General features: G+C 39.1%; 26 protein-coding genes and 1 riboswitch. Of the genes, 10 read left to right on the top strand and 16 right to left on the bottom strand.

The features are described 5' to 3' along the window. Positions 1–129: 129 nt before the first annotated feature. From SOR_RS01480 to SOR_RS01465, 4 genes are all read right to left on the bottom strand, one after another. Positions 130–540 (bottom strand): DUF1433 domain-containing protein, encoded by a 411-nt coding sequence (locus tag SOR_RS01480; protein ID WP_000747479.1) that lies wholly within the window; start codon positions 538–540, stop codon positions 130–132. A gap of 53 nt (positions 541–593) precedes the next feature. Then, positions 594–983 carry a hypothetical protein gene (locus SOR_RS01475; RefSeq protein WP_000747460.1) on the bottom strand — a complete coding sequence of 130 codons (390 nt, stop codon included), beginning with the start codon at positions 981–983 and terminating at the stop codon, positions 594–596. Positions 984–1536: 553 nt separating this feature from the next. Continuing rightward, positions 1537–2484 (bottom strand): AEC family transporter, encoded by a 948-nt coding sequence (locus SOR_RS01470; RefSeq protein ID WP_000051821.1) that lies wholly within the window; start codon positions 2482–2484, stop codon positions 1537–1539. Between the two features lie 80 nt (positions 2485–2564). Then, positions 2565–4190 carry a malolactic enzyme gene (locus tag SOR_RS01465; RefSeq protein WP_000123930.1) on the bottom strand — a complete coding sequence of 542 codons (1626 nt, stop codon included), beginning with the start codon at positions 4188–4190 and terminating at the stop codon, positions 2565–2567. A gap of 359 nt (positions 4191–4549) precedes the next feature. Between SOR_RS01465 and SOR_RS01460 the strand changes: the two genes are divergently transcribed. Together SOR_RS01460 and SOR_RS01455 are read left to right on the top strand one after the other, a co-directional pair. Next, positions 4550–4900, top strand: coding sequence for a helix-turn-helix domain-containing protein (locus SOR_RS01460; protein WP_041170833.1), 351 nt, complete (start codon positions 4550–4552; stop codon positions 4898–4900). Positions 4901–5027: 127 nt separating this feature from the next. Then, complete coding sequence (locus SOR_RS01455; protein ID WP_001049292.1) at positions 5028–5906, top strand: LysR family transcriptional regulator; 879 nt, start codon at positions 5028–5030, stop codon at positions 5904–5906. A gap of 545 nt (positions 5907–6451) precedes the next feature. Here SOR_RS01455 and SOR_RS01450 read toward each other — a convergent pair. Then, positions 6452–7075: a hypothetical protein gene (locus tag SOR_RS01450; RefSeq protein ID WP_001086726.1), complete on the bottom strand. Its 624-nt coding sequence runs from the start codon at positions 7073–7075 to the stop codon at positions 6452–6454. Between the two features lie 254 nt (positions 7076–7329). On the opposite strand from SOR_RS01450, the gene SOR_RS01445 reads away from it, so the two are divergent. The 3 genes from SOR_RS01445 to SOR_RS01435 all read left to right on the top strand — a co-directional run bounded on the left by SOR_RS01445 (position 7330) and on the right by SOR_RS01435 (position 9066). Beyond that, a complete protein-coding gene (locus tag SOR_RS01445) occupies positions 7330–7725 on the top strand; it encodes a hypothetical protein (RefSeq protein WP_000708740.1) in 396 nt (131 codons plus the stop codon). Between the two features lie 45 nt (positions 7726–7770). Next, positions 7771–8391 carry a hypothetical protein gene (locus SOR_RS01440; RefSeq protein ID WP_000537624.1) on the top strand — a complete coding sequence of 207 codons (621 nt, stop codon included), beginning with the start codon at positions 7771–7773 and terminating at the stop codon, positions 8389–8391. Between the two features lie 204 nt (positions 8392–8595). Beyond that, entirely contained in the window at positions 8596–9066 is a 471-nt protein-coding gene (locus SOR_RS01435) for a hypothetical protein (RefSeq protein WP_000252743.1), read from the top strand. Between the two features lie 320 nt (positions 9067–9386). On the opposite strand, the gene rpsI is transcribed toward SOR_RS01435, so the two are convergent. Both rpsI and rplM read right to left on the bottom strand, forming a co-directional pair. Then, the gene (gene rpsI, locus SOR_RS01430) at positions 9387–9779 is read right to left on the bottom strand and encodes a 30S ribosomal protein S9 (protein ID WP_000075973.1); all 393 of its coding nucleotides are present in this window, start codon (positions 9777–9779) and stop codon (positions 9387–9389) included. 18 nt (positions 9780–9797) lie between these two features. Then, complete coding sequence (gene rplM / locus SOR_RS01425; RefSeq protein ID WP_001044624.1) at positions 9798–10244, bottom strand: 50S ribosomal protein L13; 447 nt, start codon at positions 10242–10244, stop codon at positions 9798–9800. A gap of 392 nt (positions 10245–10636) precedes the next feature. On the opposite strand from rplM, the gene SOR_RS01420 reads away from it, so the two are divergent. Genes SOR_RS01420 through SOR_RS01410 form a run of 3 tightly spaced genes read left to right on the top strand, consistent with a single transcriptional unit; the run spans position 10637 to position 12585 of the window. Continuing rightward, entirely contained in the window at positions 10637–10963 is a 327-nt protein-coding gene (locus SOR_RS01420; RefSeq protein ID WP_000273867.1) for a PadR family transcriptional regulator, read from the top strand. Then, a complete protein-coding gene (locus SOR_RS01415) occupies positions 10950–11549 on the top strand; it encodes a DUF1700 domain-containing protein (protein WP_000167722.1) in 600 nt (199 codons plus the stop codon). Before SOR_RS01420 ends, SOR_RS01415 begins: the two co-directional genes overlap by 14 nt. Continuing rightward, the gene (locus tag SOR_RS01410) at positions 11542–12585 is read left to right on the top strand and encodes a DUF4097 family beta strand repeat-containing protein (RefSeq protein WP_001273948.1); all 1044 of its coding nucleotides are present in this window, start codon (positions 11542–11544) and stop codon (positions 12583–12585) included. The genes SOR_RS01415 and SOR_RS01410 overlap by 8 nt, the downstream gene beginning before the upstream one ends. 171 nt (positions 12586–12756) lie before the next feature. Here the strand turns inward: SOR_RS01410 and SOR_RS01405 are convergent, their stop codons facing one another. The 8 genes from SOR_RS01405 to SOR_RS01370 all read right to left on the bottom strand — a co-directional run bounded on the left by SOR_RS01405 (position 12757) and on the right by SOR_RS01370 (position 21525). Next, positions 12757–13956 carry an ABC transporter permease gene (locus tag SOR_RS01405; RefSeq protein WP_001245394.1) on the bottom strand — a complete coding sequence of 400 codons (1200 nt, stop codon included), beginning with the start codon at positions 13954–13956 and terminating at the stop codon, positions 12757–12759. Further along, the gene (locus SOR_RS01400) at positions 13953–14846 is read right to left on the bottom strand and encodes an ABC transporter ATP-binding protein (RefSeq protein WP_000895263.1); all 894 of its coding nucleotides are present in this window, start codon (positions 14844–14846) and stop codon (positions 13953–13955) included. The genes SOR_RS01405 and SOR_RS01400 overlap by 4 nt, the downstream gene beginning before the upstream one ends. A 250-nt stretch (positions 14847–15096) precedes the next feature. Continuing rightward, positions 15097–17502, bottom strand: a complete 2406-nt coding sequence (gene pheT / locus SOR_RS01395; protein ID WP_000961558.1) for a phenylalanine--tRNA ligase subunit beta — start codon at positions 17500–17502, stop codon at positions 15097–15099. Positions 17503–17578: 76 nt separating this feature from the next. Then, positions 17579–18088: a GNAT family N-acetyltransferase gene (locus tag SOR_RS01390; protein WP_000619931.1), complete on the bottom strand. Its 510-nt coding sequence runs from the start codon at positions 18086–18088 to the stop codon at positions 17579–17581. Then, positions 18088–19134: a phenylalanine--tRNA ligase subunit alpha gene (gene pheS / locus SOR_RS01385; RefSeq protein WP_000103743.1), complete on the bottom strand. Its 1047-nt coding sequence runs from the start codon at positions 19132–19134 to the stop codon at positions 18088–18090. Before pheS ends, SOR_RS01390 begins: the two co-directional genes overlap by 1 nt. A 272-nt stretch (positions 19135–19406) precedes the next feature. Then, positions 19407–20057: a phosphatase PAP2 family protein gene (locus tag SOR_RS01380; protein WP_041170802.1), complete on the bottom strand. Its 651-nt coding sequence runs from the start codon at positions 20055–20057 to the stop codon at positions 19407–19409. Continuing rightward, positions 20047–20610: an ECF transporter S component gene (locus tag SOR_RS01375; RefSeq protein WP_000185847.1), complete on the bottom strand. Its 564-nt coding sequence runs from the start codon at positions 20608–20610 to the stop codon at positions 20047–20049. The genes SOR_RS01380 and SOR_RS01375 overlap by 11 nt, the downstream gene beginning before the upstream one ends. 153 nt (positions 20611–20763) lie before the next feature. Continuing rightward, positions 20764–20981, bottom strand: a riboswitch (FMN riboswitch). A 40-nt stretch (positions 20982–21021) separates the two neighbouring features. Continuing rightward, on the bottom strand, positions 21022–21525 hold the full coding sequence (locus SOR_RS01370; RefSeq protein WP_000181368.1) for a tRNA (cytidine(34)-2'-O)-methyltransferase: 504 nt from the start codon (positions 21523–21525) through the stop codon (positions 21022–21024). Between the two features lie 400 nt (positions 21526–21925). Here SOR_RS01370 and trkA point away from each other — a divergent pair, with 400 nt between their 5' ends. Together trkA and SOR_RS01360 are read left to right on the top strand one after the other, a co-directional pair. Beyond that, positions 21926–23275 carry a Trk system potassium transporter TrkA gene (gene trkA, locus SOR_RS01365; protein WP_000706814.1) on the top strand — a complete coding sequence of 450 codons (1350 nt, stop codon included), beginning with the start codon at positions 21926–21928 and terminating at the stop codon, positions 23273–23275. Positions 23276–23278: 3 nt separating this feature from the next. Further along, a complete protein-coding gene (locus tag SOR_RS01360; RefSeq protein ID WP_001043431.1) occupies positions 23279–24718 on the top strand; it encodes a TrkH family potassium uptake protein in 1440 nt (479 codons plus the stop codon). An 88-nt stretch (positions 24719–24806) separates the two neighbouring features. Here SOR_RS01360 and SOR_RS01355 read toward each other — a convergent pair whose 3' ends face one another. Next, positions 24807–25736 carry an ATP-binding cassette domain-containing protein gene (locus tag SOR_RS01355; protein WP_001291307.1) on the bottom strand — a complete coding sequence of 310 codons (930 nt, stop codon included), beginning with the start codon at positions 25734–25736 and terminating at the stop codon, positions 24807–24809. Between the last annotated feature and the right edge of the window lie 2 nt (positions 25737–25738).

Below are 25738 nucleotides of genomic sequence, written 5' to 3'. Positions count from 1 at the left end.
CTCCTATATAGTGGAATCTAAGTTTATTATATCATGAATGTAAAAAAACTTTTGGCAAGTATTCAAAGTCAGTGGGGAATGAATGATGTTAAATTTGAGTAAAAATTATCAAATTTTTTTAAGTTGCTATTACTCATAAAGATCCCATAAATTTCCTTTCAAAATTCTTATTGGCTGCATTTGAATAATAACAAGTTTCTCAGGGGTTTCATTTAAATTATGTTTTAGCGGAAACCCTAATGTAAATTGAGTATCCTTATTGTTATTGATTCTACCGTTCAATGTTATCATATAACCACCACCTTGAGGAGTTCCATTCCCTACCTGACCAACCTTCATACTATCCCAATCAAACTGAACACTTTCGACTTTAGGATTTAAAGATTTTACAAACTCCTTAATCTCTTCTTCATGCTCCTTCAGATAAGCTAACTGCTTAGCTCGTGGGCTCAGAAATAAATTTGCTTCTTTCGCCATCCATGCTCCGCCTCCGAATATTACAAAAGCTAAAACTAGCCAAACCAAGGTACGTTTTTTCATTCTTTTTCTCCTATATATTTGAGTAAAAATTATCAAAGGTTTTTAGATTACTGTTAGTCAAAAATCCTTCCCCCCACTCTTAAATAATTGGCTAAAGCCATTGAATTAGGAATAATTTTACCATTCTCAATATCAAAAGTTACATTCCAAGAGGAGGACTCAATATGATTAAAACCACCATATACATTTACAATTTCTCCGCCTCCTTGAGGGGTCCCATTCCCAACTTTTTCCCATTTAGTTTCATCCCAAGAAATCTGAACAGATTCAATCTTTGAATTTTTAGACTTTACAAATTTTACAATTTCTTCTTCATGTTCCTTTAAATAATCCAACTGCTTAGCTCGTGGGCTTAGAAATAAATTTGTTTCTTGTGCTAGCCATGCTCCGCCTCCAAATATTCCAAGTGCTAAAATCAGCCAAAGTAAGGTACGTTTTTTCATAATGATGCTCCTTCAGATATATCATCTCCCTCTTACAATCCAAAACTCCTTAATTAAAAACAAATTACGGATCTATTGTTGCATTAGAAATAGAAGATTGTCATTAAAACTAGTATAGCATAAAAGCCTCAAACAGCCTATTTCACCAATCACTCTTCTTGAAGGCTTGTTAATAATCTGACCAGAAGTATCTGAGTTGAATACAAAGAAACAACTGACTTTGTCAGATTGCAGCCACATTTGTAAGCGACTAAAGTCGCAACAACTGTGTCAATTGCACCAATTTAAGTATGAAAGTACAAAAAGAACACCCCGAAAGATGCTCTTTGTAAGTATAGTAATTCTCTCGAATGAACGTTTACTAAATTGTGATGCTTTACGAGCTTTTTTCAAGCCTGATTTGGAAAGCACGAGTTTCAGTTGGACTAAAAACAGCGTAATATCAAGGTTTTTCAGAACGATATCTACTGATTAATTTCATAAAATTTAAATCAATATTTATTAAATAGGGAAATTTCTTAACGCATAACTTTCAATCCTATCCTCTTCCTTCTTATCCTAATAAAGTTTGTATTATTGGAATAACAACGATAAATAGAACCGTACTTAAAGTCACTACATTCGTAGAGAATTCCACATCTCCTTTTCCTTGATTAGCAAGGATTGGGAGAACAGCTAAAGCTGGCGTAGCGGACTGAATCATAAAGGTCTTAAATTCTACTGTCGCCATATTTGGTGCAAAGAACTTCAATACAAGAAGCATGATTAGAGGAGCTAGGATAAAGCGTCCAACTAAAGTGACAATTGTATCTTTATCAAAAGCAATGGTATTCAAGCCTGCCTTAGCAAGAACGATACCAATATAAATCAGAGATAAGGGAGTGACGATATTTCCAACATAGGTTAAGGTATTCGTTGCGAAATCTGGAATAGGAATTCGGAGAATCAAAAATAGTAGAGCCACAAGAAAACCTACAAGCGGAGCTGGTAGTAATTTCTTCCAGTCAAATTTACTTGTCTCCTTGCTTTGACCCGATTTACTATCGCTCGTCATCAAATACACGCCCAATGTCCAGGTGGAAATCGTATTGGTGATATAGTAAATTAAGAAATAAGGAAGAGCCTGATCCCCAAAAAGAGCAACGTTTAATGGTAAACCGATAAAAATAGTATTGGCATTCACAAAGGTATTAATCATGGTCCCTCGCCGTCCTGGACGAACCTTGAAAACCACAACTGCAATATAAGCTACGATATAGCCCAAGATAAAGGCCACAAATGTATAAAGGAGACCTCCAGAAAGACTGATTAGTTTATCTAGTGTTAGGTATTTCATCACCGACACAAAGATTGATGCTGGCAAGGCTACATTCATGATCAAACGAGATAGGTTAGGTCCAAAGTCATCTCCAAACCATCCCTTCACCTGAAGAATATACCCCAAAACAATAATAGCAATTATCGGAATGATACTCGTAATCGAGGTTAAAAAGAGTGACATAGGTATCCTTTCTATATTACTTAAGTCCACAGCCCATACAAATCTGTCGCTATAGAAGGATAGACAGCAACAGGAATGAATTATCTATACTCTGGATACCACTTCAAATCACGAACGGCTTTGACCATATCTGTTTCCTTAGCGCGTGCAAGACCTTGTTCTTGCGCTTTTTTAGCGACTGCTTCCGCTACTTTAATAGAAACATCTGCTACATATTTGAACGGCGGCAAAACAGGAGCTCCTGGTTGGCCTGGATTGACAATACCACTCAATGAATGAGCCGCTGCTCCAATCATTTCATCAGTTAAAAGACTTGCTTCAGAAGCCAGCATACCTAGACCAAGACCTGGGTAAATCAAGGCATTATTGGCTTGACCAATCACATAGTCGACACCTTTATAAGAAACCGTATCAGCAGGAATTCCTGTTGCGACAAAAGCTTTGCCATCTGACCATTCAATCAAATCTTTGGCAATAGCTTCAGCTAGTTTGGTTGGATTTGACAAAGGGAAGATCATCGGACGTTCTGTGTTTTCACACATAGCCTCTACTATTTCTTTAGTGAAGGTATTAGGTTGAGTCGAAGTTCCTACAAGAATGGTTGGCTTCACAGTCTTCACTACTTCAAGCAGGTCAGTCAACTTGTCTGCGTTACTAAAGTCAGCACGTTTCTTAGCAAACGGTTTTTGTTCAGGAGTTAGGTCATCCATATCATCAAATAGAAGACCTTGTTTATCAACCATAAAGAAACGTTTATAAGCTTCTTCTTCAGAAAGACCTTCACTCACCATTTCACGAAGAACACGAGAGGCAATTCCTGCACCCGCAGTACCACCACCATAGCAGAGATAAACTTGATCTGTTAATTTTTCACCACTAATATCCAGTGAGCCAAAGATACCGCCCAAGGTAACAATCCCTGTGCCTTGAATATCATCATTAAAAGTTGGAATTTGTTTCCGGTATTTTTCAAGGATATTGGCAGCATTCAAGCGGCCGAAGTCTTCCCAGTGAAGGTAGAGTTTAGGAAAGAGACGCTCGGCTGTTTGAACAAATTGGTCAATGAAGTCGTAGTAACGATCTCCGCGGACCCGTTCGTGACGATTTCCTAAGTAATTAGGATTGTTACGAAGTTCTTCACGGTTAGTCCCTGCATCAATGACTAAAGGAAGAACCATAGAAGGATCGATTCCAGCAGCACCCGTGTAGACCATCAATTTCCCGACAGAAATATCAACACCATTTGTTCCCCAGTCACCGATTCCAAGGATTCCTTCTGCATCTGTTACAACAATGAGGCGAATCTCGCGATCCCCAGCAGCATTTTTCAAAGTGGCTTCAATATTTTCAGGATGATTGATATCAAGATATCCCGCATATTGTGGATCTACAAAGAGGTCACTATAGCCTTCAATGGTATCTGCAATGGTTGGATCGTATACAATTGGATTGAATTCCTCCAAATGTTGAGAAAAGAGGTAATAGAAAAGAGTCCGGTTGGTATTAAAAATTTCCATTAGGAAAAGACGCTTTTCTAAATCATTGGCTTTTGTTTGCATCTGTGCATAAGTTTGCGTCGCTTGTTCTTCAATCGTTTGAACATACGGTGGCAGTAAACCAATAAGACCTAGTTCCTTTCGCTCCTCTAAGGTAAAGGCAGTACCTTTATTGAGGAAAGGGTTGTTTAAAATATCATGTGCAGTCATAGTGCAACCTCCTTTTTACTTCTATTATACCACTTAAAACGAATTGTTCGGAAAACTTTGTTGTTTAAAAAATACAATCGTGTACGCATATGTTATAATGAGTCTACGAGAACAATTTTCTAATAAGCTCTTTTATACTTAAAACACCATTATTAATGACACTTTAAGTTGTTATATTTTATAAAGTTCTGGACTCATAAAACTCTCAATGATCACTCTTTACTAAAAGTTTCGAGCAAAAGAAACTAATCTTACAAATTGGCAATCCGAATTAAAATAAATATCATGTAAGTTCGTTATATAGTACTTTGTATTTTTTAAGATGTTTTTTTGTCATGCAAAACTTGTATTCTATTTATATGACGAATAAAAACTATTTACAACACTATATTTCCCAAAAAGTGAAATATTTTCGAACACAGAAAAAAATGAGCCAGGAAGAACTTTCGGAACAAGCAGGACTTGGGCTTAAGTATATCAATCAACTTGAAAACCAAAATGTGAATCTGACCATTCACAGTCTTGAAAAAGTGATTGTCGCCCTAGAGATGACCCCAGAGGAATTTTTCAATTTTGATAGCCTTGAAGCAACCTCTGATAAGACTGACAATCTTTCACTCAAAAGAATCAACATGAAGGTTAAACAACTCCCCATTGATAAACGAGAAAAGATGTTGGTCATTTTTGAAAGTATCTTAGATAACCTTTGATATCCCTGACTCACTTACATTTTAACCGGTGAATACTCGTATAGTCAAATTGTAGGATACGGATAAAAATTATTTATCTGGTGATTTCCACTTATTTTCCTTCTCTAACTAATGAAAGTGAGCCCATATGAATTTAAAAGATCTACAATATTTTTATGACCTCTGCCAGCTTCAATCCTATACGGAAGTAGCAAAACAACATAAAGTCAGCCAACCATCTATTTCTTATGCCATCAAGCGCTTAGAGGAATCTTTTAATTGCAAATTGATTCACCATGATCCTTCACATCGCTCCTTTAAACTAACTAATCAAGGACAAATCCTTCTGAAGCATACAGAACTGATTTTACCTGAGGTCATTTCTACTCGCAAAGAAATTAATCGCTCTTTGGCGCATTGCTCTACTGTAGGATTCCCTCCTATTATCATTCAGTATCTTTTCTCTGTCTTAAATAAAGAAGCTGAATTTGATTTTTTAAAAAAGGTACGTCCTATTCGTGGTGGATCCGTAGAATTATTAAATCTTCTCCTTAAGGGAGAACTAGATGCGAGCTTACTCGGCTTGATTGAACCACTCAATCATCCTTTAATAGGGACACATGAACTCTTTCATAAAGAACTGTATGTCGTTTTATCTAAGAACCATCCTCTTGCCAATGCTCCTTCCCTTGCTTTTGCAGAATTAGTAGATCAATCCTTTATACTCTTAGACGAACACTTTGTTCATCTAAAAGCTTTTGAACTACTTAATCAAAAGCATCAAAACAAGGCAGAAATATTCTTTAAGACTGATGACATTGTCGTTCTTAAAGAACTTTTAAAGAAAGGGATTGGCGTTAGTTTACTGGCTGATATCGCACTTTCTGATGAAGATGATGATTTAATAAAAATCTCTCTAATACCGGAGGACCAGATAACATTTACAGTTTATTACGCTTATCTCAAATCAGCTACACCGTCATCAGAAGTAGAGGACTTATTTAATCTCATTAAATCATATGAATAGAAAAAAACTCTAACTATCAACTACCTGATAGCTAGAGTTTTTTACATTATAGGTATTAAACTAAAGCACGAAGAAATAGGATATGATCGCCGAATCTTTTCATTTACCTGATACCCTTCAAGGAGATTTCTAATTATAAATCAACAAGATATCAATAAAAAAGAACACCCCGAAAGGTGTTCTTTGCAAGTATAGTAATTCTCTCGAATTAACGTTTACTAAATTGAGAAGCTTTACGAGCTTTCTTAAGACCTGGTTTGGCTAACCTAACAACTAAGCTCTTTCAAATACGTTCAATTAAGCTATTTTTAACTACTAAAATCTCAACTAATCTTAAATAGTTTTATTTAAATAGGATAAGTTTTCTATAAAATAATCCTCAACGAGTCAGCTATATCAGTTATTTACCCTAAATTAGAAAATGAGTGCCAAAAACGATAAGACGAAATATCATCCCTACTTCAAAAAGTAAGGATGATATTTTATATTATACTTAGCAAAAGAATAAATGTATACTATTTTACTATAGACCTATTCTGAAAAAATTAATACAAATGTGAATATAAATCTAGGATAGGTACACCTTTTTTATATAAGAAATTGCCTATTGCCTTTTCAATATCATGACGTCTATATCCATTTGGAATATTGCCTAACGGAAAAAGCAATACAAAAGACTCATCCCATTTTAGTCCCAAGTTATGAAGAATAATACCAGCAGAATTATACTCCCATTCATCTTTATCTCGCTTTTCATACTCATTATATACTCGAATTTTTGAATTATACTCAGATTTATTCTTAGGAATTTGAAAGTTAACATCATTACTTGTAGCAACAACTCCAAGATGGCCATTGTTAGCAAATTTTAACCATACTAAATCTTTTTCACTATTCAAGCTATACTCCTTTTGTATTTCTCTATAGTCAATCTTTTGGGGATCTATCCTAGGTTTTTTAGTCGTTCTAATTCCAACTTTTTCTAAAAATGCTAAAATCTCTTCTTCTATTATTTCTATTGCTACTACAGGTTTACTATTTTGTCTTTCTGCTTCTTTAAAACGAGACTCCCCATAATGTACTGATTGGCAATACTGTTTCCCTTGATCTGTGTATCCAAAAGCTCCATCGATATCAATAACTAAATATTGTTCTAGTAAACTATTCATTTAACACCTCCTGATAGGTTATTATATAATACGTTTTGATTATTGTCAAAAAACTATAAATACTTGGAATTAAAAAGCTTTTTAATCACACTCCATTTTCAAACAAACTGTAACAATCAAAAAATTCTGGCTATTTCAACAATACTTTTTTAACTTTATCTACAAAATTTTTACAAAAATTCTTGACTTTCTGTTTAGATAGCGCTAAAATATAGTGGTCGTCGTTCTACCACATATCCTAAAAGGAGATTCGTATGAAAATTTACACTTATTCAGACTTTCTGAAAGATAAAACTGCATTAACTTTTGAAGAAGCCGGGGAAATTTATGGCAATCTAGTTAGCTCTTTAAATACAAAAGATCCTGATTTTCTTGAAAACTGGATTACGTTAATCGAATTAGCAGCGGAATATACTGAACTTCGAGTCAGATCTGAAACAATTTCACTACCCAAAAGAGAGCAAAATGATATTTCTAGGAGATCTACTCATGAATCTTTTAGAAGACAACTAAAAGTTATTAAATATTTCTCTGAAAATGACGAAAAAAATACTAATTGGTATGATCAAATTACAGAGGATCGACAACGTCAGGGAGATTTTGCAAATTATTTAGCATATATCTACTCTGTAAATACTAGAAAAAAATAGATATAAAAAATATAATTTTTTATATCTAATCAATAGGAGGATTTTATGGGAACTTGGAGACCAAATCGAGAAGAACGAGTAAAAATTGGGATCGAGACATTTAAAAATCACCCAATAGATAAAAGTTTTAATGATTACTATTCGGAAGTTAGAAAACACGTTGAAACTTGCCTAAAACCTTTAAATGAATTGCCCGGTTACAAAACACAGAGCATTAACTATAAGATTATAGACGCTGACTTTAATATAAAAAAAGACTATAAAAATGAAAAAGGTGAATGCATCTTTGTTCAGTTTTGCGAAACTGGGCATGTTGTAGTTGTCGGTGCAGGTCATGATTACGGAATGCCAACCTCTAATACTTTTATTAGTACAAATATTATAAATGAATTAGGTAACAAATGGAGTAATAATGCCATTTTAATTTTTATAACTGGACTTAAATTTGAGACAGATAACGACTGCGAAGATTGTGGTTCAATTAGTACAGATCATGACTTACAATACAGAAATGTAATTGAAATGTATATAGGAGAATACCTTTTAAAACAAAAAATAGCAATACTTAACAAATATTCTCACCAAAACTTTATACCAGATAAATGGTGGGAAAAATACATTGAGAAAATCTTTGATTATTATAACATTAAAAAATTAAAAGTATAACTTTCATTCACTAATGGCATAGACTAGAAAAAAGTCAAAATTTGTAATATTTAGGTTAAACTTAATATTGTGCGTTTTATCATAACTATCTTTTTTACTAAAATTGAGATTCAAGTTTTTTACATAAATTTTTATTAGTCTATTTAAAACCAACTTAATAAATGAGGAACAACGAAATAATAGACAATTTTAAAAGGAGGATATATGGTTAGAGTATATAAAACTGTGCGTCTTGCATATGAAGCTAAAGTGTGGATAGATGAACTTATTCAAAAGAATGAACGTAAAATCAAAGAACTAAGTCAGGATAATTTTCTGAATACTCTAGAACAAACACTTCTATCAAATCATTACGATGAATTAAATGGTCTCTCTTTCAATATTGTTTTGAAAGCTTCTATTGGAAGCGTAATTGAAGAAGCATATAGAAATACAAAACATTACTCCATTGACAGATGGCAAAAATTACGTCAAGAAATGGAAAAGGATATCAAAAATGTCAATCCTAGTTTAGAAACATCAGTAACCCCTAGACTCTATTTAGATGAAAATGTTCTAAATGGTATTGATGAATTTCGATATCATTTAATGAAAGAAGATGGCGCTACTAGATTACCAAGACTTAGCTACATCATTAAACTCGTTGTATATTCCTATTGGAAGACACAACAATAACCTAAGCAAACCCTGCTTAGGTTCCCCATACAAATAATTGTGTAGTTGTTTTACCACTTGCTAAAGGATTGTTTATAATTAAACTAAAAAAAAGCTATGTCAGAAACTCTTACTCATAGCGATAAACAGGTAACAAAAATATATGTAAATACAGCTGATACCGTTAATCAGACAGTCGGTGAAATTGCTTTTAGGAATCTCAAAAAATGATTCAGGGAAATCTCAGGGAAATTTTCAGGGAAATTCTTGATTTTTAAACAAAAAAAGACATCCAAGAGTAAATTCTTGAATGTCTGTAAACGTTGATATAATCGTATTGATTAACGTTTTGAGAATTGTGATGCTTTACGAGCTTTCTTAAGACCTGGTTTCTTACGCTCAACCTTACGTGAGTCACGAGTAAGAAGTCCTGCGCGTTTCAATGAATCGCGGAAGTCTGGGTCTACTTGAAGAAGGGCACGAGCGATACCATGACGGATAGCTCCTGATTGACCAGCGTATCCACCACCTACAACGTTAACGAAAACGTCGTATGAACCTACAGTTGAAGTAACTGCGAATGGTTGGTTGATAACGAGACGAAGGTCAGCGTGTGGGATGTACTCTTCAACATCTTTTTTGTTAACAGTGATTTTACCAGTTCCTGGAACAAGGCGAACGCGTGCAACAGCGTTTTTACGACGTCCAGTACCTGCATATTGTGCTTGTGACATACTTTATTGTTCCTTTCCTTAGATAAGTCCTGAAATATCAAGAACTTCTGGTTGTTGTGCAGCGTGAGTGTGCTCAGCTCCAACGAATACTTTCAATTTCATACCTTGAGCGCGGCCAAGAGTATTGTGTGGAAGCATACCTTTAACTGATTTTTCGATCAAACGTACTGCGTTTTTAGAACGAAGTTCACCAGCAGAGATTTGTTTCAATCCACCTGGGTGGTTTGAGTGAGTGTAGTAGATCTTATCAGTTGCTTTTTTACCAGTCAATTTAACTTTTTCAGCATTGATAACGATTACGAAGTCACCTGTATCAGTGTGTGGTGTGAATGTTGGTTTGTTTTTTCCGCGAAGTACGCTAGCAACAACTGCTGAAAGGCGTCCAAGAGGTACATCAGTTGCGTCAACAACGTACCATTTGCGTTCTACTTGGCCTGGTTTAGCCATGAATGTAGTTTTGTTCATGATTTCTCCTATATGAATATCGTTTTTGTTTACTGGGCGGATGTTCCGGTCCGCGGGGTATTTGAAAGGTTCCGGGGCCTTACAAATGGGGTAAACAATACCGTCTACTATCATACCAAATTTTACTATTAAAAGTCAATAGATATGAAAATATTTTTCCCTTTTATCATCAAAGAAGCTTTCATATTAATCATTCTCAATAAGCTTTCTTTTCCATTTTTAATCGATGTACTACTTCTTATTTTATAGTAGATATGTTTTTGCGTAATATCATTACAAACTATTTTGTTGAATTATATATTTTTTTATATATCATACTTGACAATTATTCTAAAAGAAGGTAATCTATATATAAATTAATTATATATTTTTTTTATATAAGGAGGTGCTTCATGTATTTCCCTACATCCTCAGCTTTAATAAAATTTCTCATCCTTGCCATTCTTGAAAAAGATGATTCCTACGGTTATGAGATTAGTCAGACCATTAAGCTAATTGCTAACATCAAAGAGTCTATTCTTTATCCCATACTAAAAAAGCTGGAACAAAATGATTATCTCGCAACTTATTCGAAGGAAAAACAGGGGCGTAAACGAAAATACTATACACTTACTTCCTACGGATATGAATACCTACTTACTCTGAAAGAAGAGTGGAAACTTTATACTACAACAATCGACGGCATCGTAGAAGGGAGCATTCGACATGACAAAAACTGAATATCTAGCTGAGCTAGAAAAGTATCTAAAAAAACTACCACGTAAGGACTACGAAGAAACTATAGAACATTTCACTGAGTATTTTGACGAAGTAGGACCTGAAGGTGAAGTAGCCGCTATTGCTGATTTAGGAAGCCCTAAGGAAGCGGCCCACGAGATTATGTTGAATCTTTTGGACAAAAAAGTCGAGGAAGATAATCAAGACAGCAGTTCATCAAAAAATACTAAGAACATCGTCCAGATCGCTATCCTATCCATTTTGGCAGCACCCTTGGCTATTCCGCTCTTTATAGTAGCAGCACTTTTAACTTTTGTTTTCTTCCTCTTAGTCTTTATCTTTGCTCTCGTCATGGCTATAGGTGCCTTTGCATTCTTTATTTTTGGAATCAGCCTGATCTGGGACACTTTGACAGTGGGACTGACGACATCGATCCCGGCCTTCCTGTTCACTCTGGGGCTCAGTGTTCTAGCTCTGGGACTGTCTGGCATCTTCTACGCAGGCATTTCTCCTGTTACTCAGTTTGGTAAGGCTGGCTTTGTCAAGCTAGCAAAAGTATTTGCAAAGAAAGGAGCACATTATGGCTAATATCAAATTGAAAAAACCTCTTTTATCCGCAGCTATTTTAGCCTGCCTCTTTGGTGGAGCCTTGACAACTATCGGCTCCATGACAGGCGGTGTCAATGACTTGGTCAATTCTGCCAAAAGCAAGGTAAAACTAACGAAAAAAGAAGAAAGTTTCTCTGATCTTTCTTCCCTAAATATTAACTTAGCAGCTAGAAACCTCGTCATCAGCGAATCTCCTGATGACAAGGCTCACTTGACCTATTACCAAAGCGATGGTAACTATCAGATCGATGGAAGTTCACTCGGAAACATCACGACAAGTTCTGAAAACGGAAACTTAAACATCAAGGAAGATGGTGCAGGCTCCTTCTACATAAGCGCTGGCATCCGCTCCTTACTCAGCTTATTTGACCAAGAATCTCAGGGGAAGAGTACTGTGCAGCTTTCCCTGCCTAAGGGGACCAAGCTTGAGACATTCAGCGGCAGTTCGTCATTAGGAGATGTTACGCTGTCCAATCTATCAGCCAAAAATGCTGACTTCTCTCTATCCAATGGCTCGTTGACTGTAAATGATAGCCAATTCGCATCTGGTAAATTTAAGAACTCTCTGGGAGAGATTTCCTTTAATAACAGCCAGATTAGCTCTGGAAAAATCAATGCTTCTTCGGGTAATATCGGACTAAATAATAGTCATTTTGAAACTGGTGAAATCACTGCTGCTCTGGGCGATATCAATCTAAATTCAAGTAAAATTTCCGACACTAGTTTAAAAATATCTAGTGGCTCAATAAGTTCCAAGCAATTAGACTTAGTTGGAAACATCTCCATCACTAATCAGCTAGGAGATATCAACCTGCAACTGGTTCCCAATAGTTTGAATAAACTATCCTTCGATCTAAAAACAACTCTTGGTGATATTGATATCCCTAACGGCATCAATGTAGAATACACTAAAGACAGCAAGCATACTGGTAGTACTCTCGTTCACAAAATTGAAAATCCTACTGCCACTCTCACTATTACTGCAAAAAGTGGAAATATTAAGCTAAACGAATAAATCATTTTTTGCATGTATAGGTGAAAAAGGATCTATGCCTTTTTCCCTAGTACTATGTATTTTTAGTTATTGTTTCTAAAGAAAGTATTAGGATAAAAACACTCAAAAAGGATAAGATTTCACTTGAATCTTATCCTTTTGTTATTTTATATTTTCTTTTAATCCGCAAACCTATTTATAAGCTAAGGCACGTTTAAAGGTTTTCCAGATTCCCAAATCATCTGTTTGAAGGACTAGACTAGCATACATGCGTCCGATAAAGGCTGTTGCAGTGACTGCAAAAACAACCGTTATGGCAAGCGAAATCCAAGCTTCTAAACCACTGGCATACCCATTTATAGCTCTAAACGGCATAAAGAAGGTCGAGATGAAAGGAATATAGGAGCCAATTTTCAGAACTAAATTGTCCCCAGCAGCACCTAGAGAGGTCACACCGACAAATCCTGCTATAATCAAGATCATCAATGGCGACAAGGCCTTTCCTGAATCCTCAGGGCGAGAAACCATAGAGCCTAGAAAGGCTGCTAAAACAACGTACATAAAGAGGCTAACCAAGACAAACAATAAGGTATTGAGCGAGAAGGCCTCTCCTAGATGATTTAAAATCCCAGATTGTGCCAAGATAGGGATGTCTTTAAAGAGCAGAATGGCAGCCAGCCCACCCACGACGTAAATGCCAATATGAGTCAAAATCACAAGAAGCAGAGCCAGCATGCGAGCGTAGAAATAATGACTTGCTCGGATACTAGAGAAGACCACCTCCATGATTTTGGTTCCTTTCTCGCTAGCCACTTCCTGAGCAGTGACACTAGCATAGGTAATCAAAATCATATAAAGGAAGAAGCCAAGCCCTGCGGCCGCAATGGTTTGAACAATTTTTTTGTTTTCCTTAGATTCATCAATTTTCTCAGTAAAATCAACGGTTTGACTCAGGCGTTTTTCCTGTTCTTGAGACAAATTAGCTGACGAACGATTGAGTTGGTATTGCAGTTCGTTTAGCTTATTGGTTACCGCTAGTTTGATGCCTGTTTCAAGAGAAGTTTCACCATGATAGACGGCCTTGAGGACGCTGTCCTCTTGGTCAATGGTTAGGTAACCCTTGATTTTCTCATCCTTGATAGCAGCCTGGGCACTGGCTTCATCCTTATAATCAAAGTTGATACCATTGGTACCCTTGAGCCCTTCTTCCACAGATGGCACAGTTGTTACTACTGCTATCTTGCTATTCTTGGCCATAGAAGACCCTTGGAGAAAGCCGATTCCTACAGATAAGGCTAAAAAGAGGAACGGCGAAATCACCATAAAGAAGAAACTCCACGACTTGACATGTCGAAGATAGGTTTCCTTCATTACAACCCACATATTTCTCATACTTCCACCCCTGATTCTAGTTTAAAGATTTCATCGATTGTTGGAGCCTGCTGGTCAAAGGTCGCAATATATTGACCTTGAGTGAGGATGGGGAAGAGTTCCCTTCCAGCACTTTCATCATCTAGGATCAATTTCCAACTACCTTGCTTGGTCAAGCTCACCTGTTTGACGTGAGGAAGTTTTTCCAATTCTTCCTTGCTTTGTTCACTTGAAACAAAGAGACGTGTTTTCCCGTATTGATTGCGAACATCCTGAACTGGTCCATGCAAGACCACACGCCCGTCACGAATCATCAGGATATCATCGCAAAGTTCCTCAACGTTGGTCATAACATGGTCAGAAAAGATAATGATTGCACCACGCTCTTTCTCTTTCAAGATGACTTGTTTGAGCAACTCGGTATTGACTGGATCCAAACCACTAAAAGGCTCATCCAAGATAATCAAGTCTGGCTTATGGATTAGGGTGATAATCAGCTGAATTTTCTGCTGATTCCCTTTGGAGAGACTCTTGATTTTGTCGGTCAATTTACCCTTTACTTCCAATTTTTCCATCCATTGAGGGAGTTTTTCCTTGACTTCCTTAGCATCCATGCCTTTTAGAGTCGCCAAGTAGCGAACTTGCTCAAGGACTGTCAACTTGGGCATGAGGCTACGTTCCTCAGGCAGATAGCCAATCCGAGCGTAGGTTTCCTGACGAATCTCCCGCCCATCCAGACTGATCTCTCCTTGATACTCTAAAAATTTCAACATACTGTGGAAAATCGTTGTTTTCCCAGCACCATTCTTCCCGACCAAGCCCAGAATCCTTCCTGGACTTGCCTGAAAATCGACACCAAACAAGACTTGCTTGGGACCGAAACTTTTCTCTAGATTTCTTACTTCTAACATTTTCCACCTCCGAGATATGTTGCACTTATTATACTCCTTTTTGATAGCCTTTACAACGATTTATGTCCATTTTATCGGATTATAAGTAGCAAAAGTATCCTATCTCTAATAAATTTAAGTGCTTTAGCGATAGCTTTAGTATAACTCATTAAAGACTTTCTGAGATGGCTTCCTCCTCAACTATCGCTTTTCTCTTCTGAACTGTCCTTTTGAAACTAAAAATCCACCCCGAGGGATGGATTTTAGACTATTAACGCACTTCTGCATTCACTTTTTCTTCGAGTGATGCTTGGATTTTTTCCATATAGCGTGCGACTTCTTCGTCTGTTAAGCTATCTTCTGGATTTTGGAAGGTCAAGCTATAGGCCATTGACTTCATGCCAACTCCCAGTTTTTCGCCTGAGAAGACGTCAAAGAGTTTGATATCTGTCAAACGTTTCACGCCTGCAGCTTGGATAGCGTCTACAACTTCTTGATGAGTGACTTCTGCCTTGAGGAGTAGAGCCATGTCACGACTGACTGCTGGGAATTTAGTGATTTCTACAAATGGAGCAGCTGGTTGAAGGGCAGCTTCGATAGCTGAAAGGTTAAGCTCCGCTACATACGTTTCCGGAATATCATAAGCCTTGGCAGTGACTGGATGCACTTGGCCAAGGAAACCAAGAACTTGGTCGCCGAGTGAAATCACGGCCGTACGTCCTGGGTGGAGACTTGCAATCTCAGCTGTTGCTGTATAGGTCACTTCAAGTCCCAAACGATCAAAGAGCGCTTCTAAGATTCCCTTAGCATAGAAGAAATCAACTGGAACTGCTGCCGTTTGGAAATCTTTTTCAGCAACCAAGCCTGTTAAGGCAAAGGCAAAACTGTTGATTTCGTTTGGTAATTCTTCTTTTGGATTGCCTGTTTGTTCAAAGACTTTTCCAATCTCGTAAAGGGCCAAGTTTTTGTTCTTACGCGCTACGTTGTAAGCAACTGTATCAAGGATACCTGAGACCATATTTTGGCGGAGGACAGAACGGTCCACTGTCATTGGCCACATGAGTTCTGTAAGGTTACTTGGTTGAGCTGTGAACTCAACTGCTTTTTCAGGCGTTGTCAGAGCGTAGGTAATGATTTCTGTCAAACCTGCTCCTTCAGCGATGGTACGAACTTGGCGACGCAATTTTTGTGTCGCAGTCAATTCGCCAGCTGTACCGTCATCTTTTGGAAGACTAGTTGGCAAGCGATCATAACCATAGATACGAGCGATTTCTTCAAAGAGGTCCGCTTCGATGGTGATATCCCAACGACGACGTGGAACGCTGACTGTAAAGCTTTCTGCATTGCCAGAAAGGCCAAAGCCAAGACGACGGAAGACATCTTCCACATCAGCATAGGAAAGCTCCGTACCAAGGACGCGGTTAACGTCTGCAAGGGTTGAAGAAACTTCCACATCTGAAGTGTCAAGCTCCCCCGCTGAAACGATGCCCTTACGCACCGTCGCACCTGCAAGATCAGCAATCATGCTAGCCGCCGCATCAAGGGCTTCATTAACAGTTGCCACATTGATGCCTTTTTCAAAGCGAGAAGACGACTCAGAACGAAGGTTGAGGCGTCCGCTAGTCTTGCGGATCGATTTGCCATTGAAAACAGCTGCTTCAAGGACAACACGACTAGAATTTTCAGAGATTTCTGTTGCTTGACCACCCATGACACCTGCAAGGGCTACTGGCTTGTCTGCGACAGTGATGACTAAGTCATTTGCTTCCAAGTCACGCTCTTCACCGTCCAAGGTCACCAATTTTTCACCAGCACGCGCTTCACGCACACGGATGTCGGTCCCTTCAAAGGTATCCAAGTCAAAGGCATGCATCGGTTGACCAAAGTAAAGCAGGATGTAGTTGGTTACGTCTACGACATTGTTAATTGGACGGATACCTTCGTTCATAAGGAGGTTTTGCAACCATTGTGGACTTGGTGCGATGGTCACATTATCCAAGATACGGGCCGCATAGTAAGGCGCCTTGTCTGTCTCAATACCTACAGAAAGAGCATCTGCTGCAGCTTGATCTGTTTCTGAAAGAGAAAACTCTTTAAAGCTAACTGCCTTGTCATAGATAGCTGCTACTTCGTACGCCACCCCACGCATAGAAAGAGCGTCCGCACGGTTGGGTGTAATAGAAAGCTCGATGATTTCATCATCTAAGTCTAGGTAAGAGAAGACTTCCTCACCTGGAACGGCATCTTCTGGCAAGATTTGGATGCCATCTGCGAATTCCTTTGGTACAACGGAGTCAGAAATCCCCAACTCACCCAGTGAACAAATCATCCCAAGTGACTCAAGACCGCGGATTTTCCCTTTTTTGATCTTGTAGTTATCAGCGATGCGAGCTCCTGGAAGAGCCACCATGACCTTGATACCAGCACGCACATTTGGGGCACCACAAACGATTTGACGGGCTTCTTCTTCGCCAACGTTAACCTGACAGACATGCAAGTGTGTTTCTGGCACATCTTCGCAAGACAAAACCTCACCGACGACAATTTTTGAGAGACCAGCAGCCGATGATTCGACACCTTCGACCTCGATCCCTGTAGTTGACATTTTCTCAGCCAACTCTTGTGATGGCACATCAATGTCCACCAATTCTTTTAACCATTTATAAGATACAAGCATAATTTAGTTCTCCAGAATGACAGTTGCCACTCTAGCTCTTTTCCTTTCCTATCATTTCAATAGAAGAATCCTCTTCTTACCTTAATTTCTTTTTCAGTAACCAATCTGTATCTACTTTTTGACCAACCATAAAATGATGTTGGCTAAATTTTTCAAAACCATATCGGTTATAAAACGCTTGAGCTTTTGTATTATGCTCCCAAACACCCAACCAAGCCCAGGAAAAACTATTTTTGGTAGCAAGTTCAAGAGCGAATTCAAACAGTTGCTTACCTAGTCCAAATCCTTGGAATTTTTGTAGCACATAGAGGCGTTGAATTTCAAAAGCATCCTCTAATTCTCTCTCAGTCTGAGCACTTCCCCAGTTGACTTTGAGAAAACCAGCTATCTCCTCTTCATGCATAATGAAATAGGTTTCGGAATCTGGATTTTCCAACTCAGTTGACAAAACTCTCAGACTATAAGTCTTTTCAAAGTATTCCTGTAACTGCTCTTCCGTATTATCATGAGCAAATGTTTCACGAAAGGTTTGTTTGGCAATTTTGGACAACATCCCAATATCTGCCTTTTCTACTTTTCTAATCATTATTTAAACTGTTCTGAGAAGCGGACATCTCCTTGATAGAATCCGCGGATATCGTTGATTCCGTAACGGAGCATAGCGACACGCTCTTGTCCAAGACCAAAGGCAAAGCCAGAATAAACAGTCGCATCGATGCCACTCATTTCAAGGACACGTGGGTGAACCATACCGGCACCCATGATTTCGATCCAACCTGTTTTCTTACATACGTTACAGCCTTCTCCACCACACTTGAAGCAGGAAACATCCACTTCAACAGATGGCTCTGTGAATGGGAAATAAGATGGACGCAGACGGATCTGACGCTCTTCACCGAACATTTTTTGAACAATCAACTGAAGGGTTCCTTGAAGGTCTGCCATAGAGATGTTTTTTCCAACAACCAAGCCTTCGATTTGGTGGAACTGGTGACTGTGGGTTGCATCGTCCGTATCACGACGGAACACACGTCCTGGTGAGATCATTTTCAAAGGACCTTTTGAAAAATCATGAGCATCCATAGCACGGGCCTGAACTGGAGACGTGTGAGTACGGAGTAAGATTTCTTCTGTGATGTAGAAAGTGTCCTGCATATCACGGGCTGGATGGTCTTTTGGAAGGTTCATACGCTCGAAGTTGTAGTAGTCTTGCTCCACTTCAAAACCATCCACGACTTGGTAACCCATCCCAATGAAAATATCTTCGATTTCTTCACTGGTTTGTGTCAAAACGTGACGGTGACCCGTCGCAACTGGGCGACCTGGAAGTGTCACATCGATGCTCTCACTTGCTAGTTGAGCTGCGACTTTCTTTTCTTCCAAGAGCTTAGCTGTTTCTTCAAAGGCCGCTGTCAAGACATCACGCGCTTCATTGACGTGTTTCCCGATGATTGGACGCATCTCAGCAGAGACATCCTTCATCCCTTTGAGGATTTCAGTAAGCGACCCTTTTTTACCAAGGACAGAGACACGCAAGTCTTGCATCTCTTTTTCATTTTCAGCAGTAATCTGCTTCAAGCTAGCCAGCGTTTCTTCGCGAAGCGCTTTTAATTGTTCTTCAATAGTTGACATAATTCCTCCATCAGTCCCTCGTAGATAAAAAGAAAACCACATGCCAAAAACTCCACTCGGAGCGTTGACACGCGGTACCATCCGTTTTCATCTGACAAGTCAGACCTTCATTTCTAAATCCATGCGCAAGTGAATTCACCCAACTTTCATATAGAGAGCTTGCAGTCACGGCTCTCCTCCCTGTCATACTTCCCTTGAGTTACTAGTCTTGCGGATTCCTATTCAATTACTACTTAGTTTATCAGATTTTTACCATTCTTGCAAGACCTATCTCACTTCTGCTTGCCTTTAAATCGCCATTGGAAGCGAAGCTTGTCATAGAAGGGAAACTCGATAAACAAGACTCCTAAGCCCACACAGAAACTGGCTAGAACATCTGATGGGTAGTGAACTCCCAGATAGACCCGAGATAGCAGCACACTGACTAGGTAGAAGCCAAGGACGATTTGCACAATTTTTCTCCAAACCGAATCTTTAATCCGTTGACTGAGAATGACAATCAGAGTCCCTACCATCAAAGTTACAGCCAGAGAATGGCCACTTGGAAAAGAAAATCCCATCTCCTCTACCAAGTGTAAAATAGCTGGCCGTGGGCGCTGGTAGATATTTTTAAAGGTCACGATTAAAAGACCGGCTAAGGCTAGATTACCCGCCATGAAGTAGCTTTCTATCTTCCACTGCTTACGATAAAAGATAAAGGCTGCGATGGCAACCCAGGTAATGATTACTGGGATATCAATCAAATGCGTAAGCGCACGGAATAGAACTGTCAAATAATCTGGCAAGTCCCCACGAAGAGCAGTCTGAATCGGTTGATCAAATCCGACCAGCGTTTCAGGATAGAACTTAACCATATAGCCAAGAAGGACGAAAAGTAAAAGGGCAAAACTGCCCTTCATTAAAAATGTTTGTTTATCTCTCATAATGTTTTAAGGTTGGTTTCAAGAGGACATATAACAACCAGAATGAAACGGCAAAGATTACACCCTCAATCAGGTTAAAAGGTAAAACCATGGTCATCAAGTAGTTAGAAAGTCCTATAATTTCTCTAATATCAAAGTTGGCAAACTGCGCGTATAAAGGAACCGCATAGACATAGTTGAGAACCAACATGGCAGAAGTCAACCCAATAGTTCCCACCAGAGATGCTAGTAGGAAACGAAGGGTGCTACGTTCCTTTTTCCAAATCAAACCAAAAGCGATAACAAAAACTCCCAAGGCTACGATATTCATTGGCAAGCCAATGTAAGTATTCACTCCCTGGCTATTGAGAAGCAACTTCAAGAGTGATCGAAGCAAGAGAATCCCGAGAGCAGCAGGCAAATCCATGACCACCAAGCCCACAAGGACTGGCAAGATACTAAACTCGATCTTGAGGAAGGTCGCCGCTGGCAAGAGCGGAAAGTCAAAGTACATCAGCACAAATGAAATGGCTGATAAAATCGCAATGGTCGAAAGTCGACGTGTGTTTGTCATAACAGGTTCCTCCAATTTTCTATAAAATCAGAAGAAGTTGGAAAGGATTCCTCTATCTATTCTCACTTTTTATATCCCAAAAGTCCCCCCTCACTCTTTTGAGCAAGCGGTTGCAATTCATCTATAAACTCATCAGAACAGACAAAGCCATTCTTTCGTCTTCTCCCATCCAGACTATACTGTCGGTTGTGGAATCGCACCACATCAGCTTGCGCTCGCGGACTTCTTTAACTAAGATATTTTGGATTAATCTAGGCGTCGCAGTCGAAGATAATACTTGAGTATATCGAGACAAGACAACGAAGAGTAAGCCAAAATAGCTAGTTAAAGTCACCGCCGGTCGGGAATTACACCCAGCCCTGAAGACCCCTTTATCATAACAAAAAACGCTTGCAAGTGCAAGCATTTTGATTATTTCAATTTATCTGCTTCATAGGTGTGAACAAGCTCAAGACCTGCAAAATTTTGCTGACGGAGTGCTTCGTAGACGATCATGCAGACGGTATTGGAAACATTGAGACTGCGGACATGTTCATCGTTCATAGGAATACGGAGGGCTTTCTCAGGATGTTCTCGCATAAAGTCCTCAGGCAAGCCCTTGTCTTCACGTCCAAAGAGAAAATAATGGTCTTCACTACTTGCCAAATTCGCCTCAGAATAAACCTTTTCCGCAAATTTCGAAATCAGATAGAGTTTACCCTTCATCTGAGACATGAAATCTTCCAAACTGTCATAAAAATAAATCTCAAGCTTATCCCAGTAGTCCAAACCAGCCCGCTTCATCTTCCGATCATCAATCGGAAATCCCATCGGTTTGATGATGTGGAGGGGAGAATTGGTCGCAGCGCAAGTACGCGCAATGTTACCTGTATTTTGTGGAATCTGAGGTTCAAATAATACAATGTGATTTGTCATGACTGGCTTCCTTTTATCATTGCAAAAAAATAGCCACACTGCCCGGAGTCAAGCTCAGCAAACAGCGTGGTTAAGGCATCGTTAACTTACCTCACAACAGGTTTGAAGTAAATCAGCGAAACTACTTCCTTAGTATAACACTTTCAGAATCATTGTCAATAGAAACGACTTGATTTTTTTACTTTTTTTTAATGATATTTTCATGTTTGGTCATCCCCTTTCTGAAAAGGTATAGTAAAAGAGCCAAATCACTTCAAATCGGAAACATCGTCATAGAAGTTAAACAAATGTATCTTCAAAACTTGAAAAGGTCTTTCTTCCCTTAAAAATCGCCTTAGTAAGTGCATTTTTTGCTAAAAAAGGGTATGATAGTTACATCATGAAAAAGTAGGTTTTTTATATGAAAATTGTCCTTGTTGGTGGAGGGAAAGTTGGTTTCGCCCTCTGTCGTTCACTGGTTGCAGAAAACCATGACGTTGTCCTCATCGAACAAGATGAGGCTGTCCTCAATCACATTGTCAGTCGCTATGATATCATAGGTCTCCTTGGAAATGGTGCTGACTTTGCCATCTTGGAGCAAGCCAGTGTTCAAGAGTGCGATATCTTTATTGCTCTAACCGAACACGATGAAGTGAATATGATTTCAGCGGTACTTGCTAAAAAAATGGGGGCTAAAGAAACCATCGTTCGGGTACGAAATCCTGAATACTCTAATGCCTATTTTAAAGAGAAAAATATTCTTGGATTTTCACTTATTGTTAATCCAGAACTCCTAGCAGCGCGTGCTATCTCAAATATCATTGATTTCCCTAACGCCCTCTCTGTCGAACGATTTGCTGGAGGTCGGGTCAGTCTCATGGAGTTTGTTGTCAAGGATTCTAGCGGTCTTTGTCAAATGCCAATCTCAGACTTCCGTAAAAAATTTGGGAATATTATTGTCTGTGCTATGGAGAGAGATCATCAACTGATGATCCCAAGTGGTGATGTTATTATCCAAGACAAGGATAGGATTTTTGTTACGGGAAATCGTGTAGATATGATGCTTTTCCATAACTATTTTAAATCTCGCGCAGTGAAAAGCTTACTTATCGTTGGAGCTGGAAAGATTGCTTATTATCTACTCGGCATTTTAAAAGACAGTCGCATTGATACCAAGGTCATCGAGATCAATCCTGAAAGAGCTCGTTTTTTCAGCGAAAAGTTCCCCAATCTCTATATTGTCCAAGGAGATGGAACTGCAAAAGACATTTTGCTGGAAGAAAGTGCTCCCCACTATGATGCAGTCGCAACCTTGACTGGGGTTGATGAGGAAAATATCATCACTTCTATGTTTCTTGACCGTGTTGGCGTCCATAAGAATATCACCAAGGTCAACCGAACAAGCCTTTTAGAGATTATCCACGCGCCTGATTTTTCGAGTATCATCACACCAAAAAGCATCGCAGTGGATACCATTATGCACTTTATCCGTGGTCGAGTAAACGCTCAGTATTCAGATCTTCAAGCCATGCACCATCTAGCAAACGGTCAAATTGAAACTCTCCAATTCCAAATCAAGGAAGCTAATAAAATGACTGCCAAACCTCTATCACAGTTGAAATTGAAAAAAGGAGTTCTCATTGCAGCCATTATCCGAAAAGGAAAAACAATCTTCCCTACTGGAGAGGATATGCTTGAGGTGGGAGACAAGTTACTCGTGACGACCTTATTGCCAAACATCACCAAAATCTATGATTTGATTGAGAGGTAAAAAATGAATAAAAGTATGATTCGTTACCTCCTCTCAAAACTTCTCTTGATTGAGGCTGTTCTCCTCCTAGTTCCTGTTAGTGTAGCGATCTATTACCAAGAATCCAGTCAAGTATTTATCGCTCTCTTTTCTACGATTGGAATTTTAGTCCTCCTCGGTGGTCTAGGCGTTTTACGGAAACCGAAAAATCAACGGATTTATGCCAAGGAAGGGGTCTTAATTGTTGCCCTCTGTTGGATTCTATGGTCTTTCTTTGGCGGCCTCCCCTTTGTCTTTTCAGGACAAATCCCCAGCGTCATCGATGCCTTCTTTGAAATCAGTTCTGGATTTACAACTACAGGAGCAACTATTCTGAACGATGTTTCCGTCCTCACTCGTTCCCTCCTCTTCTGGCGAAGTTTCACCCACTTGATCGGAGGGATGGGGGTACTCGTCTTTGCACTTGCCATTATGGACAATGCCAAGAATAGCCACTTGGAAGTGATGAAGGCTGAGGTCCCTGGACCTGTCTTTGGCAAGGTCGTATCCAAGCTAAAAAACACTGCCCAGATTCTCTATCTGCTTTATCTGGCTCTCTTCTCCCTTTTTGTGGTTATCTACTACCTAGCAGGCATGCCTCTTTATGATAGTTTTGTCATCGCTATGGGAACAGCAGGAACTGGGGGCTTTACCGTCTATAACGACGGAATTGCCCACTACGGTAGCTCACTCATCACCTATCTAGTTAGTATCGGAGTGTTGGTTTTTGGGGTTAACTTCAATCTCTACTACTACCTCATGCTCCGTCGGGTTAAGGCTTTCTTTGGAGATGAAGAACTACGAGCATATATCATCATTGTTCTAGTTTCTACTGGCTTGATTACGCTTAATACGCTCCACCTCTATCAAGGTGTCTCTAAGAGTGTTGAAATGGCCTTCTTCCAGGTTTCCAATATCATCACGACAACAGGTTTTGGTTACGGAGATATTACCAACTGGCCCCTCTTCTCCCAATTTATTCTCCTCTTCCTCATGGGAATCGGTGGATCAGCAGGCTCAACTGCAGGTGGTCTTAAGGTGATCAGAGGACTTATCCTCTCTAAAATCGCAAAAAATCAGATTTTGTCCACCTTATCCCCTCACCGTGTTTTGACTCTACACGTCAATAAAACTGTGATTGATAAGGATACCCAGCACAAGATTCTTAAATATTTTGCTATCTATATGATGATTATTCTCTCTCTCATCTTTATCGTCAGTCTTGATAGCAATGATTTTCTAGTCGTGACCAGTGCGGTCTTCAGCTGTTTTAACAATATCGGACCTATTCTAGGTACAACCTCGAGTTTTTCCATCTTTAGTCCCATCTCTAAAATCCTCCTCTCCTTTGCAATGATTGCAGGTCGCTTAGAGATTTACCCAATTTTGCTACTCTTTATGAAACGCACTTGGTCTAAACGCTAATGATAATACAATTCCCCTTTTACAAGCTAGTAGAAGGGGAATTTTTCTATTAAAAATGAGAAGACCTTTCGGCCCTCTCCTAGTCTGTTTATTTTTTAAGAGTTTCTTTGTATCGAGCAAGTTCTGCTTGGTTAGCCCAAACGTAGTGACCTGGACGAATTTCTACCATAGATGGCTTATCTGTCTCATAGTCATGTTGGTCAGGGTCGTAAACTTTCAAGACTTTCTTGCGTTCCAAGATTGGATCTGGAATCGGTACAGCAGATAGAAGCGCCTGAGTATATGGGTGGACAGGATTGTTAAACAACTCCTCTGTCTCCGCCACTTCGACGATAACTCCCTTATAGATAACTGCGATACGATCTGAGATAAAGCGAACAACTGACAAGTCATGCGCGATAAAGAGATAAGTCAAGCCCAACTCTTTTTGGAACTTCTTGAGCAAGTTCAAAACTTGCGCACGAACAGATACGTCCAAGGCAGAGATTGGCTCATCCGCAATAACGAAATCAGGTTCCATCACAAGGGCACGGGCAATCCCGATACGCTGACGTTGCCCACCAGAAAACTCGTGTGGGTAACGGGTCAAGTGTTCTTTCAAAAGTCCAACTTCATGAATCATCTTTTGAACTTTTTCTTTACGATCTTCTTCGTCTTTGAACAAGTGATAGTTGTAAAGACCTTCAGAGATGATATAGTCAACCGTCGCACGCTCATTCAAGCTAGCTGCAGGGTCCTGGAAAATCATCTGGATACGACGGATCAAGTCTGATGATTCCTTATGAGATTTTTTTCCATTAATCTTATGACCATCAAAGATGATCTCACCTTTACTAGTATTATTTAGACCAATAATGGCACGACCAATCGTTGTTTTCCCACTACCAGACTCACCAACAAGAGAGAAAGTTTCTCCCTTGTTGATAAAGAAGTTGGCGTTTTTAACCGCGACAAACTTCTTACTTCCTTCACCGAAGGAAATTTCTAAATCTTTAATTTCTACTAATTTTTCAGACATTT

The sequence above is a fragment of the Streptococcus oralis Uo5 genome (assembly GCF_000253155.1).
GTDB lineage: Bacteria > Bacillota > Bacilli > Lactobacillales > Streptococcaceae > Streptococcus > Streptococcus oralis_L.
This window is presented reverse-complemented; position numbering and strand designations above follow the sequence as displayed.

What these genes read in the sequence shown, in the direction of transcription:
- SOR_RS01480 (WP_000747479.1), bottom strand. Translation starts at nt 540, where the DNA reads ATGAAAAAACGTACCTTGGTTTGGCTAGTTTTAGCTTTTGTAATATTC.
- SOR_RS01475 (WP_000747460.1), bottom strand. Translation starts at nt 983, where the DNA reads ATGAAAAAACGTACCTTACTTTGGCTGATTTTAGCACTTGGAATATTT.
- SOR_RS01470 (WP_000051821.1), bottom strand. Translation starts at nt 2,484, where the DNA reads ATGTCACTCTTTTTAACCTCGATTACGAGTATCATTCCGATAATTGCT.
- SOR_RS01465 (WP_000123930.1), bottom strand. Translation starts at nt 4,190, where the DNA reads ATGACTGCACATGATATTTTAAACAACCCTTTCCTCAATAAAGGTACT.
- SOR_RS01460 (WP_041170833.1), top strand. Translation starts at nt 4,550, where the DNA reads ATGACGAATAAAAACTATTTACAACACTATATTTCCCAAAAAGTGAAA.
- SOR_RS01455 (WP_001049292.1), top strand. Translation starts at nt 5,028, where the DNA reads ATGAATTTAAAAGATCTACAATATTTTTATGACCTCTGCCAGCTTCAA.
- SOR_RS01450 (WP_001086726.1), bottom strand. Translation starts at nt 7,075, where the DNA reads ATGAATAGTTTACTAGAACAATATTTAGTTATTGATATCGATGGAGCT.
- SOR_RS01445 (WP_000708740.1), top strand. Translation starts at nt 7,330, where the DNA reads ATGAAAATTTACACTTATTCAGACTTTCTGAAAGATAAAACTGCATTA.
- SOR_RS01440 (WP_000537624.1), top strand. Translation starts at nt 7,771, where the DNA reads ATGGGAACTTGGAGACCAAATCGAGAAGAACGAGTAAAAATTGGGATC.
- SOR_RS01435 (WP_000252743.1), top strand. Translation starts at nt 8,596, where the DNA reads ATGGTTAGAGTATATAAAACTGTGCGTCTTGCATATGAAGCTAAAGTG.
- rpsI (WP_000075973.1), bottom strand. Translation starts at nt 9,779, where the DNA reads ATGTCACAAGCACAATATGCAGGTACTGGACGTCGTAAAAACGCTGTT.
- rplM (WP_001044624.1), bottom strand. Translation starts at nt 10,244, where the DNA reads ATGAACAAAACTACATTCATGGCTAAACCAGGCCAAGTAGAACGCAAA.
- SOR_RS01420 (WP_000273867.1), top strand. Translation starts at nt 10,637, where the DNA reads ATGTATTTCCCTACATCCTCAGCTTTAATAAAATTTCTCATCCTTGCC.
- SOR_RS01415 (WP_000167722.1), top strand. Translation starts at nt 10,950, where the DNA reads ATGACAAAAACTGAATATCTAGCTGAGCTAGAAAAGTATCTAAAAAAA.
- SOR_RS01410 (WP_001273948.1), top strand. Translation starts at nt 11,542, where the DNA reads ATGGCTAATATCAAATTGAAAAAACCTCTTTTATCCGCAGCTATTTTA.
- SOR_RS01405 (WP_001245394.1), bottom strand. Translation starts at nt 13,956, where the DNA reads ATGAGAAATATGTGGGTTGTAATGAAGGAAACCTATCTTCGACATGTC.
- SOR_RS01400 (WP_000895263.1), bottom strand. Translation starts at nt 14,846, where the DNA reads ATGTTAGAAGTAAGAAATCTAGAGAAAAGTTTCGGTCCCAAGCAAGTC.
- pheT (WP_000961558.1), bottom strand. Translation starts at nt 17,502, where the DNA reads ATGCTTGTATCTTATAAATGGTTAAAAGAATTGGTGGACATTGATGTG.
- SOR_RS01390 (WP_000619931.1), bottom strand. Translation starts at nt 18,088, where the DNA reads ATGATTAGAAAAGTAGAAAAGGCAGATATTGGGATGTTGTCCAAAATT.
- pheS (WP_000103743.1), bottom strand. Translation starts at nt 19,134, where the DNA reads ATGTCAACTATTGAAGAACAATTAAAAGCGCTTCGCGAAGAAACGCTG.
- SOR_RS01380 (WP_041170802.1), bottom strand. Translation starts at nt 20,057, where the DNA reads ATGAGAGATAAACAAACATTTTTAATGAAGGGCAGTTTTGCCCTTTTA.
- SOR_RS01375 (WP_000185847.1), bottom strand. Translation starts at nt 20,610, where the DNA reads ATGACAAACACACGTCGACTTTCGACCATTGCGATTTTATCAGCCATT.
- SOR_RS01370 (WP_000181368.1), bottom strand. Translation starts at nt 21,525, where the DNA reads ATGACAAATCACATTGTATTATTTGAACCTCAGATTCCACAAAATACA.
- trkA (WP_000706814.1), top strand. Translation starts at nt 21,926, where the DNA reads ATGAAAATTGTCCTTGTTGGTGGAGGGAAAGTTGGTTTCGCCCTCTGT.
- SOR_RS01360 (WP_001043431.1), top strand. Translation starts at nt 23,279, where the DNA reads ATGAATAAAAGTATGATTCGTTACCTCCTCTCAAAACTTCTCTTGATT.
- SOR_RS01355 (WP_001291307.1), bottom strand. Translation starts at nt 25,736, where the DNA reads ATGTCTGAAAAATTAGTAGAAATTAAAGATTTAGAAATTTCCTTCGGT.